The following is a 10,987-nucleotide window of genomic DNA, read 5'->3' on the forward strand; positions in this document are numbered from 1 at the left end:
CTGAACGGTGATCTTGTGACTGGCTGACACCGTCACGATCACCGTTCAGGGGCATGCCCGCCCCACGACACACCGGCAAGCACACGAGGGCGTGGGGACTTAAAACTGGCCACCAGCGGTGACCTCAACCCGGCCACCTGCGGCTACTTTTGCACGGCCACGGACATCGGAGAAGGCGCAGCAGGTCCCATTCGGTCTCGCAGACGCGGCGGCCGATCGCGGCGAGTTCGACCGACCGGGCGCCCCCGGTCATGTACCGCATGGCCTGCATGACGCAGATGACGCCCCACTTGAGCACGCCGAAGGACTCCCACCAGCGCAGCGCCTCCCGATCCACCCGGTATCCGCTCGCCTTCTCGTAGGCCTCGACGAGCTCGCCGTACTCACCGAACCCGCCGACCGGCAGGGGCGAGCCGAACCTCCATGACTTCACGCACAGCCATCCCAGGTCCTCCAGGGGGTCTCCCGCGTGGGCCAGCTCCCAGTCGAGCACCGCCCGGACGCCGTCAGGGCCGACGATGAGGTTGCCGTTGCGGAAATCGCCGTGCACGACGGTGATCCGGTCACACGGAGGGCGGGAGGAGGCCAGGCGCCGGAAGGCCAGCTCGAATACCGGGTGCGGTCGACCGGTCAGGTCCAGCAGGTCGCGCCAGGTCGTCAGCGGATCACCTGGGACGGCCTGCGGACCGGGGACGGCCCGGGGCGACGGTGCGGAGGCGTCGGGCAGGCAGGAGAGCGGCATGCGGTGGATCGCGGCCAGGATCTCCCCGCACCGGGCCGCCAGGCGCGGGCGCACGGCGGCGAACGCCTCGTCCCGGAGGATCTTGCGGGGGATCGTCTCCCCGGGCACCCGGGTCATCAGGATGTGCGCCCCACCGGCCGACAGGATCCGGGGGACCGGGACGTCCCCCGCGGTGGCGGCCCGCATCAGCGCGGCCTCCCCGGCCAGCCCGATCCCCGACCCCGGAGCGGAACCGGGTGAGTCGAGGCGCAGGATCAGCTCGTGGACGCCTCCGGCGGGGTCCACCGCGTCGAGCGCCCACGTCTCGCGGGACGCCCCGCCCGGCAGCCGGACCTCCGCCGTGACCGTCGTTCCCTCGCCGAGCGCGTCGGCGAGGATCTCGTCTCTGTCCATCCGTCCTCTCCTCGTGGAGTGCCCGGCCCCGCACAGCCCGGCCCCGCACAGCCCGGCCCGGTGCCCGTCGGTCGCTCCCGCAGGGCGTGCCGGTCGCTCCCGCAGGGCGTGCCGGCCCCTACCGGAGGCCGAACTCCCAGTTGCCGCCGGCGGCGTACGCGCCGAGGATCCGGCGGCCGACCGAGTCGATGTGCACCTCGTCGGGACCGTCGTAGATGCGGCCGGCACGGGCGTGCCGGTACATCCGGTCCAGCGGGGTGTCGGGCGTCAGGCCGGCGGCGCCGTACACCTGGACGGCCCGGTCGATCACGTTGTGCAGCATCCGCGCGGCGGCCACCTTGACGGCGCCGATCTCCACCCGTGCCTGCTCTCCCCGGTCGATCGCCTGGGCGGCGTGCAGGGTCAGCAACCGGGCCGACTGGATCTCGGTGTAGGAGTCGAACACGTGCTGGCGCATCAGCTGCCGGTCCGCCAGCGGCCGGCCGGAGGCGCTGCGCTCGTGCAGGCGGCGGCACATCAGGTCGAAGGCCCGCTGGGCCTGGCCGAGCCAGCGCATGCAGTGGAAGATCCGGCCCGGGCCCAGCCGCCGCTGCGCGATGAGGAACCCTTGACCGCGCGGGCCGAGGAGGTTGGCGGACGGGACGCGGACGTCCTCGTAGCGAACCTCGCAGTGGCCGCCGTCGAGGCCCAGCACGGGTGTGTCGCGGACGATCGTGTACCCGGGCGTGTCGGTCGGCACGAGGATCATCGAGAACGCCAGGTGCGGCGGCGCGTCCGGCTCGGTGCGGCACATGACGGTCGTGTAGGCGGCCCGGTTCGCGCCGGTGGTGAACCACTTGTGCCCGTTGATCACCCACTCGTCGCCGTCCAGCACGGCCTCGGTCCGCAACTGGGTGGGGTCGCTGCTGGAGACGGCCGGTTCGGTCATCGCGAAGCTCGGCCAGATCTCCGCCCGGACCAGCGGTTCGAGGAACCGCTCGCGCTGCTCGGGCCCGGCGAACTCGTGGAGCATCAGCGAGTCCTGCAGGGTGAACGTGCCGAGCGCCAGCTGGCCGAACTCGCTGCGCCCCTGGACCTCGTTGACGTAGACGTAGTCGAGGAAGGGCAGGCCCCCGCCGCCCAGCTCGGCCGGGTGGCCCAGAGCCCACAGCCCGGCCTTCCGCGCCTCCTCCTGGAGCTCGCCCAGGACCGCCGAGGCCTCGGGCCCGCCCCGGTGCAGGACGCCCTCGGCGGGCTCGACCCGCTCGGTCATGAACGCGTGGACGGCGTCGCGGAGCGGGCGCACGCTGTCGGGAACGGCGAAGGTCATGCAATGATCTCACCGGAGATTCGTTGCCCAGTCAACGGATAAGGAGTCCTTTATGTCGCAGCCCGGAGCGCCGCAGGATCCGCAGAGCGCGGAACGGCCATCGGCCGGTCCCGCTCCCGGTCCCGCTCCCGGTCCCGGTCCCGGTTCCGGTCCCGGTTCCGGTCCCGGTCCCGGTCCCGGTTCCGGTTCCGGTTCTGTTCCCGGTTCCGGTCCCGGTCCTCATGACGTTCCGTCGGCGGCCCGGCTCGTCGCCGCGGTCCGTGACTTCCTGGAGGACGACGTGCTCCCCGCGGTCCAGGGCAGGGTGCGCTTCCACACCAGGATCGCCGTCAACGTGCTCGGCATGGTCGAGCGGGAGCTGGAACTCGGCCCGGGGCAGGCGGCCGGGCACGCGGCCCGCCTCGGCGAGCTGGGATTCGCCTCCGACGCCGAGCTCGCCGCCGCCGTCCGCGAAGGGCTGGACCATCCCGCGCTCGTCGCCGCCCTGATCGAGGCCGTCCGGGACAAGCTCGCGGTGGCGAACCCGGCCTACCTGAACGGCTGACGCGCCGCGGCGGGGCCGGCCGGGGAACGCCGCGGCGCTCCCCGGGACGGACGCCCGCCGCGTCGCCGGTACGGCCCGGATGACCGGGGGTACGGCTCGCGCCGCCGCCGCGAGGCGCGAGCCGTACCCCGTCGCGGAGCGGGTCAGTGGGCTCCCGGCGTGAGGTCGAGGTCCTTGATGCGGGGGTCGCCCTCGTCGGCGAGGTAGTGGTCGGGGTGGGTGGCGTCCTCGCCGTCGGCGAGCCCGGCGGCGCGTGCGACGAGCGTGCCGAGGGCCGCGACGGCCAGGTTGACGGCCAGGGCGAGGACGCCCGCGTAGACGGTCATCTTCGTGTCCAGGCCGAGTTTGCCCAGCGGGAACGCCGATCCGGCGAAGTGCAGCTTGCCGGTGGCCGGGTTGCCGATGTTGTAGAGCAGCAGCATGCCCGCGCCCATGCCGGCGATCCAGCCGGCGATCAGGCCGACGCGGTGGAACCAGCGGGTGTACAGGCCCAGTGCCACGGCCGGGAGCGTCTGCAGGATGATGACGCCGCCGATGAGCTGGAGGTCGATGGAGAAGCCGGTGTCCAGGAAGAGGATGCAGGCCACCGCGCCGACCTTGACCAGCAGTGAGGTGATCTTCGAGACGCGGGCCTCGTCGGCGTCGCTCGCGTCCGGCTTGAGGTACTCCTTGTAGACGTTGCGGGTGAACAGGTTCGCCGCGGCGATCGACATGATCGCTGCGGGGACCAGGGCGCCGATGCCGATCGCGGCGTAGGCCACGCCGGTGAACCAGTCGGGGAACATCTGGTCGAACAGCCGCGGCACGATCGTGTTGTTGTCCTTGCCGATCGGCGTGGTCCCGGCCGCGATGGCCATGAAACCGAGCAGCGCGATCAGGCCGAGCAGCAGGCTGTAGGCGGGCAGCGCGGACATGTTCCGCTTGATCACGTTGCGGTTCTTCGACGCCAGCACGCCGGTGACGCTGTGCGGGTAGAGGAAGAGCGCCAGCGCCGAGCCGAAGGCCAGTGTGACGTACTGCAGCTGGTTTCCGGCGTTGAGCAGGATGCCGTCGCCGGGTGCGGGGGAGGCGGCGAACTTGGCCTGCGCCCTGTCGAAGATCACGTCCCAGCCGCCCAGCTTGGCCGGGATGACGATGACCGCGGCCAGGATCACGACGTAGATCAGCGTGTCCTTGACGAAGGCGATCAGCGCGGGGGCGCGCAGGCCCGACTGGTAGGTGTAGGCGGCCAGGATCGCGAACGCGATGATGATCGGCAGGTGCCCGGTCACGCCCATCGACTTCAGCACGGCCTCGATGCCGACGAGCTGCAGGGCGATGTACGGCATGGTCGCGACGATGCCGGTGATCGCGATCAGCAGGGCGAGGGTGGGGGAGCCGAAGCGGGCCCGGACGAAGTCGGCCGGGGTCACGAAGCCGTGGATGTGCGAGACCGACCACAACCGGATCAGCACCAGGAACACCATGGGATAGATGACGACGGTGTACGGCACGGCGAAGAAGCCCATCGCGCCCGTGCCCCACAGCAGGGCGGGCACGGCCACGAAGGTGTAGGCGGTGTAGAGGTCGCCGCCGACCAGGAACCAGGTGACCCAGGAGCCGAAGCTCCGGCCGCCCAGGCCCCACTCGTCGAGGCTGGCCAGGTCCTTGGGCCGGCGCCAGCGCGAGGCGACGAACCCCATGCCGCTGACGACCAGGAACAGGACGGTGAAGATGACGATCTCGGTCAGGTGCTCCTGCACGACGTCACCGCCCCCGCTTGGTCATCTGGTAGACGATCGTGGTGCACGTGACGCCGACCGCGATGAAGGCGAGCTGGAGCCAGTAGAACATCGGGAAGCCGAGCAGCCGGGGCTCGTCCGAATTGAACAGGAAGGGGAGCAGGGGCAGGACGATCGGCACGATCAGCAGCCAGTTCCACGGACTGCGGTCGCTCCGATCCTGCTTCGGTGCGGTCAACACGAGCTCCTCGTGACGGAGGGAACCGGTCGGCCGGAGGCCGACCCTTCGGGGTGACCGGCAGGGTAACCACGTGATCATTTCATCGCGGTCACCGAGCGCCGAACGGACCCGTTGGCGCGCCGAGTGGTCGGTCGTCCCGGTCCCGGGTGCGCCCAGGAGGTCGGCCGGCGCCGGCGTCGTCGGCGTGCCGGCCGTCCAGATGCCCGCGGCACGGTCGGCGTGCCGGCCGTCCAGATGCCCGCGGCACGGTCGGCGTCGAGCGTGGCGGGGTAGAGCGGTCTCCGGCCGAGTGAGATCGGAACGGGTGAGATCGGAACGGGTGAGATCGAGGGCTCCGAGGTCCTCGCCGGAGCGCCGGTCCCACGGCCGCATCCGCTGGTGGGATGAACCTCGGTACCGCCATGATCCCCCTTTTGTGTGACATCCGAATGATCGGGGCGACACGTACCGTTCGGCTATGGCATCCCCTTCCCGGGCTCCGAGCCGTCATATCGCTCCGCGCACTCCCTACGAGGAGGTCATCGCGGGAATCTGGCGCGATGTCCTCGACCGTTCGCATCTGGGCGTGTCCGACGACTTCTTCGAACTGGGCGGGCACTCTCTGCTGGCGCCCAAGGTGACAGCGCGCATCAGGAAGATCCTGGGTGTGCGGGTCTCCGTGAAGGAGTTCTTCGCCGCTCCCACCGTGGCGGGGCTGGCGGCGGCGGTGGCGGCGCGGGCGTCGTCCGGGGCCTCCGCCGCCGAGCCGCGGGCCGCGGATGCCGGGCCGCGGGCCGCGGACGCCGAGCCGGTGCTCTCGTTCGACCAGGAGCGGCTGTGGCTGGAGAACCAGCTTCGGCCGGGGACCGCGTACAACGTGCACGGGCGGCGGCGGCTGACCGGGCCGCTCGACGTGGCCGCGATGGAGGGCGGCATCCGCGCGATCCTCTTGCGGCACGAGACGCTGCGCACCCGCTTCCCCACGGTGGACGGGCGGCCGGTCCAGGTGGTGGACGACCTCGGCGAGGACTGGCGGCTGGAGGTCGTCGAGGGCGCGGACGAGGACGAGGCCCGCCGGCTGGCGGACGAGCAGGCCACCGCTCCTTTCGATCTGGCGCGGGGGCCGCTGTTCCGGTGCCTGCTGGTCAAGCTGGGCGACACCGAGCACGTGCTGGCCGTCACCATGCACCACATCATCTCCGACGCCTGGTCGGTCGGCCTGCTCGTGCGCGAGCTGTCGGCACTGTACGAGGCGGGCGGTGACGCGGAGCGGGCGGGGCTGGCCGAGCTGCCGATCCAGTACAGGGACTACGCGGTGTGGCAGCGGGCCGCGCTGACCGGTGAGGCGCTCCAGCGGGAGGTGGGCTACTGGCGCGAGCACCTGGCCGACGCCCCGCCGCCGCTGGTGCTGCCGCTGGCCCGGCGGTTCTCGCCGGCCCGGGGCGCGCGGGGGGAGCGGCTGCGGTTCGACCTGTCTCCGGAGGAGACCGGGGAACTGCACGCGCTGTGCCGTGAGCACGGTGTGACGCCGTTCATGGTGGTGCTGGCGAGCCTGGCGACCACGCTGAGCCGGTGGTCCGGACAGCGGGACATGGTGATCGGCGTGCCGGTCGCCGGCCGGACGGACGAGGGAACGGACCGGCTGATCGGGTTTTTCGTCAACACGCTGCCGTTCCGCGTGGACCTGTCGGGCGAGCCGACCTTCGCCGACCTGCTGGGCCGTGTGCGCCGGGTCGCGCTGGACGGGTACGCGCACTCCGACGCGCCGTTCGACGTGCTGGTGAAGGAGCTGCGGGTACCGCGGGACCCGCGCCGGACGCCGCTGTTCCAGGTGCTGCTCAACGTGATCGACGGCCCCGTGACTGAGGAGATCACCGGTGTCGCGGTCGAGCCCATGGAGACGCCCGCGCTGGACAGCAAGTTCGATCTCATGGTCAGTGCGCAGGAGGTCGGGTCCGCGCTGCAGGTCCATCTGGAGTTCAACGCCGAGCGGTACCAGCCGGCGATGATGCGGGTGCTCGCGGAGCATCTGCGCGTGTTCCTGCGCGCCGCGGTGGAGGATCCCGCACGGGAGCTGCCGGACTACCCGCCGCACGCGGTCGAGGAGGCGCCCGCCGGCGACTGGCCTGTGGCGGAGCCGCATCGGGCCGTGGATCGGTTCGCGCGGGGCCGGGATCGCGTCGCGGTGGTCGACCGGGACGGCGAGTGGAGCTACCGCCGGCTGAGCCGGGCGGCCGATCGGGTGGCCCGGGTCCTGTCGGAGCGCGCCGCGTCGCAGACGGAGCATTTCGGGGTGGTACGGCGGGCCTCCGCGGCATTCGTGGCCGCTGTCCTGGGCTGCGGGAAAGCGGGTGCGACCTTCTCGGTGATCGAGGAGGCGGGCCCGGTCGCGGCGCGGTACCTCGGGGTCTCCGCGGTGGTCGACGTGCGTCCGGGGAGCGAGGCGGACATCGATCTCAGTCCGATCTTCGCCGACGTGAACGACACGGACGGCACGCCGGCGCCAGGGGATCCGGGGCGGGCGGAGACCGACTGGGCGGTTCGGCGGTTCGGGCTGGACGAGGACGATCGGTTCGCGGTGCTGTCGGCTCTGCCCGGCCACCTGGCCTCGGCGATGTCCAGCGCGTTGAGCGCCGGAGCGGTGCTGCTCCTGCCGGAGCGCGGCGACCTCGCCTGGCTGAGGGAGAACGCCGCCACCGTCGCCTACCTGACCCCGGCGATCCTGCGCGGTCTGGACGCCGCCCACGAGACGCTCCCGGCGCTGCGGTACGCCTTCATCGAGAACTCCGGCGAGCTGATCTCCCACGACCTCGTGGCGCTGCGCCACCTGGCGCCCCGCTGCCGGGGGGTCGGCGTCCACCGGGTGGGCCGCGACGGGCGGCCCCTCGCCGCATACCCGGTCCCGGCCGACTGGCAGCCGCAGACCGCGGGCGTGCGGGTGCCGCTGAGCGGCGATCCGGCCGACGACCGGGCCGAGCTGCGTCACCCCGGCGGACGGCCGGCCGCGGTCGGGGAGGTGGCCGAACTCTGCTCCGGCTCCCAGCGCACCGGAGACCTCGCCCGCCGCTGGACGGACGGCACACTCGAATTCGTCGGACGGGCGGACGCCGATCCCGTCGAGACGCTGGCCGCGCTGCGCGACGGGCCGGACGTCCGCGACGCGCTGGTGACCGAGCACGTCGCCGCGGACGGCCGGATCGTGCTCGTCGGCTACCTCGCCGGCCCCGACCCCGCGCTCGGCACCGTCAGGATCCGGCAGTATCTCCTCACGGTGCTGCCCGACTCCTCGATGCCCGAGCGGCTGTTCGTCCTCGACCGGCTGCCGCGCACCCGCGACGGCGACTACGACCTCGACGCCCTTCCCGTTCCCGACGGCAGCGGCCCGCCCGACGACTACGCGGCCCCGAGCACGCCGATAGAACACCGCCTGACCGCGATCTTCGAGGAGCTTCTCGGCATCGATCGGGTCGGCGTCCACGACACCTTCTTCGAGCTGAGCGGCTTCTCGCTGCTGGCCACCCAGCTCGCCTCGCGCATCCGCGACACGTTCGGCATCGAGCTGTCCCTGCGGGAGGTCTTCGGCTCGCCGACGGTGGAGAGCCTGGCCCAGCTGGTCGTCCGCGCCCAGGGGGAGCTGTACGGCGCCGACGACCTCGAAGCGCTGCTGAACGAGATCGAGTCGGCCGACCGGGAGCACGACCGGTGATGACACGGGAACCGGTGACGACACGGGAACGGCCCGCACGGGAGACCGAGCACCACACGCCGCTGGGCGGGTCCGGCTGGCTGCTGTGGCGGGAGTGCGCGCTGCGCGGCACGGGGTTCCCGGCTGACTGGTTCGCCGAGCTCTGCGACGCCGAGCTGGCCGCCGCGGCCGACCGCCTGGACGAGCGGGTGCCCGCCACCGGGGAGCAGTGGGAGAAGACCTTCGCCGCCGCGGCCGACCGGCGGACCGCCGTCATGCGCCGGGCCGCCGCCGACCCCCTGTTCCGCGAGGCGGTGGCGTGGCAGAACCCGCAGGTGGTCCGGGTCTGCCTGGACAAGACGGCCGGCGGTGAGCCTCGATCGCAGCGCGAAAGCCGCCGCCACGAGCTCACCATCACGACCTACCTGCAGCGCTACTGCCTCAAGAACGACACCGTGGGCTTCTTCGGCCCCCTCGGCTGGGCCCGGATCGGCGCCGAGGACACGGGCCTGGAGCTGGCTCCGGGACCCGGCCTGCTGGCCCGGCGCACCGTCTACTTCGAGGGCTGGGCGATCGACGCCGTCGCGGAGGCGGTCGCGGCCCGCCCCGAGGTGTGGCCCTGGCTGCGCCCCAGGCGGGACTCGGCCGCGACGCTCACCAAAGGGGTGCTCCGGTTGCCGTTCCGCAAGCCGGTCACGCTGCAGGCCGCTGAGCTGCGCGTCCTCGGCCGCTGCGACGGCCGTCACACGATCCGCGACATAGCGGGCGACCCGCCCGACCCGGCGGCGGTCGCCGTCCTGCTGCGGCTCCGCGAGTGCGGGGCGGTGCGTCTGGACTTGAACGGCAAGCTGGTCACCTGGCCGGAGCGGGAACTGGCCGAGCGCATCGACCTGATCGCCGACCCCGCGGTACGCGCCCGTGCCCGTGCCTCACTCGACGAGCTGGTCGGTGCGCGTGATGCCATGGCGGCGGCCGCCGGGGACGCGGAGCGGCTCATGGAGGCGCAGCGGGAACTGGCCGAGACGTTCGAGCGCATCACCGGCCGCCCGGCCGTCCGCCGCTCCGGCGGCGTGTACGCCGGCCGTACCCTCGTCTATGAGGACACCGTCCGCGACCTCGGCGTACGGCTGGGCCGGAAGGCGACCGACGCGCTGGCCGCGCCTCTCGGGTTGGTGCTGGACAGTGCGAGGTGGCTGGTCAACAGCGTCGCCGAGCGCTACGAGGCCGGAACGCGCCGGTTGCTCGACCGCGAGACGGCGCGCACCGGTGCCCGCACGATGCCGTTGCTCCAGGTGCTGACCTCGGTCATGCCCGAGCTGGGCGCGCTCACCCTGGCGCCGGGGTCGGAGGTCGTCGACGAGGTCGTGGGGGAGTTCCGCCGGCGCTGGCGGCGGGTGATCGGCCTGCCGCTGGAGGAGTTCGGCCGGACCCGGGACGTTCGTCTGACCGCCGAGGCGATCGCCGGCCGAGTGGCCGAGGAGTTCGCCACCGGCGCGCCGCGCTGGAGCGCCGCACGCTGCTTCTCGCCGGACCTCATGCTGATGGCCGCCGACGAGGCCGCCCTGGCCCGCGGTGACCTGGACTTCGTGCTCGGCGAGCTGCACTGCGCCGCCAACACGCTGGAGAACAAGGTCTTCGTCAACCAGCACCCCGACCCGCGCCGCCTGCACGAAGCCGCCGTCGCCAGCCGCCTGGACGAGCGCGTGGTGATCGTTCCGCGGGTCGACTCCCCCCTGGCCACCACGCGGATGTCGCGGGCTGACGAGGTGATGCTGCCGAGCTACACCTACCTGTGCATCGGCGCCGAGTCGTTCGAGCCGCCGCCGGGTTCTCCCCTGGTGTCCGTACTGGACCTGGTGGTGGAACGCCGCGGTGACGATCTCATCGTGCGGCACCGTTCCGGGGGCGGCCGCGAGCACTCCTTCCTGGAGGTGGCGGGCGACCTGTTCAGCGTGCTGGTCGTCGACGCGTTCAAGCCGTTCGACGGCGCGCCGCACCGCCCGCGCATCACCGTCGACCGCCTGGTCGTCAGCCGCGAGGCGTGGACGTTCCCGGTCGCCGACGTGGCGTGGGCCTTCGTCAAGGACGAGCGGCGGCGTTACGTGCAGGCACGCCGCTGGCACGTCCGGCACGGCCTGCCCGAACGCGGCTTCGTCCGGCTCTCGATAGAGAGGAAGCCGATCGCCGTGGACTTCAGGAGCCTGTCGCTGGTGAACCTGCTCGGCAAGTTCGTCCGCCGCACCGCCGAGGCCGGATCCGGCGCGGTCACGATCACGGAGATGCTGCCGGACACCGACCGCCTCTGGCTGCGCGATGCCCGCGGTGCCCGCTACACGGCCGAACTGCGCATCATGGCCCTCGCCCACGCGTGAC

The 10,987-nt window shown here is 72.4% G+C and carries 7 protein-coding genes; 3 read left to right on the forward strand and 4 right to left on the reverse strand.

Annotation, left to right across the window (positions count from 1 at the left end; translation table 11 throughout):
* Window positions 1–124: 124 nt before the first annotated feature.
* Together HS045_RS19470 and HS045_RS19475 are read right to left on the reverse strand one after the other, a co-directional pair.
* On the reverse strand, window positions 125–1,135 hold the full coding sequence (locus tag HS045_RS19470; RefSeq protein WP_196452887.1) for a phosphotransferase family protein: 1,011 nt from the start codon (window positions 1,133–1,135) through the stop codon (window positions 125–127).
* A 118-nt stretch (window positions 1,136–1,253) separates the two neighbouring features.
* The gene (locus HS045_RS19475) at window positions 1,254–2,444 is read right to left on the reverse strand and encodes an acyl-CoA dehydrogenase family protein (protein ID WP_196452888.1); all 1,191 of its coding nucleotides are present in this window, start codon (window positions 2,442–2,444) and stop codon (window positions 1,254–1,256) included.
* Window positions 2,445–2,724: 280 nt separating this feature from the next.
* Between HS045_RS19475 and HS045_RS36220 the strand changes: the two genes are divergently transcribed.
* The gene (locus tag HS045_RS36220) at window positions 2,725–2,988 is read left to right on the forward strand and encodes a DUF6285 domain-containing protein (RefSeq protein ID WP_307827607.1); all 264 of its coding nucleotides are present in this window, start codon (window positions 2,725–2,727) and stop codon (window positions 2,986–2,988) included.
* Window positions 2,989–3,131: 143 nt separating this feature from the next.
* Here HS045_RS36220 and mctP read toward each other — a convergent pair whose 3' ends face one another.
* Both mctP and HS045_RS19490 read right to left on the reverse strand, forming a co-directional pair.
* Window positions 3,132–4,730, reverse strand: coding sequence for a monocarboxylate uptake permease MctP (gene mctP, locus HS045_RS19485; RefSeq protein WP_307827608.1), 1,599 nt, complete (start codon window positions 4,728–4,730; stop codon window positions 3,132–3,134).
* A gap of 4 nt (window positions 4,731–4,734) precedes the next feature.
* Complete coding sequence (locus HS045_RS19490; protein WP_230884492.1) at window positions 4,735–4,947, reverse strand: DUF3311 domain-containing protein; 213 nt, start codon at window positions 4,945–4,947, stop codon at window positions 4,735–4,737.
* A gap of 460 nt (window positions 4,948–5,407) precedes the next feature.
* On the opposite strand from HS045_RS19490, the gene HS045_RS19495 reads away from it, so the two are divergent.
* A complete protein-coding gene (locus HS045_RS19495) occupies window positions 5,408–8,635 on the forward strand; it encodes a condensation domain-containing protein (RefSeq protein ID WP_196452890.1) in 3,228 nt (1,075 codons plus the stop codon).
* A gap of 14 nt (window positions 8,636–8,649) precedes the next feature.
* Complete coding sequence (locus HS045_RS19500) at window positions 8,650–10,986, forward strand: lantibiotic dehydratase (protein WP_196452891.1); 2,337 nt, start codon at window positions 8,650–8,652, stop codon at window positions 10,984–10,986.
* The last annotated feature ends 1 nt before the right edge of the window (window position 10,987 follow it).

This window comes from Planomonospora sp. ID82291, assembly GCF_015711645.1.
Taxonomy (GTDB): Bacteria; Actinomycetota; Actinomycetes; order Streptosporangiales; family Streptosporangiaceae; genus Planomonospora.

Coding starts and splice junctions, on each gene's coding strand:
- HS045_RS19470 (WP_196452887.1), bottom strand. CDS start 1,135: ATGGACAGAGACGAGATCCTCGCCGACGCGCTCGGCGAGGGAACGACG.
- HS045_RS19475 (WP_196452888.1), bottom strand. CDS start 2,444: ATGACCTTCGCCGTTCCCGACAGCGTGCGCCCGCTCCGCGACGCCGTC.
- HS045_RS19495 (WP_196452890.1), top strand. CDS start 5,408: ATGGCATCCCCTTCCCGGGCTCCGAGCCGTCATATCGCTCCGCGCACT.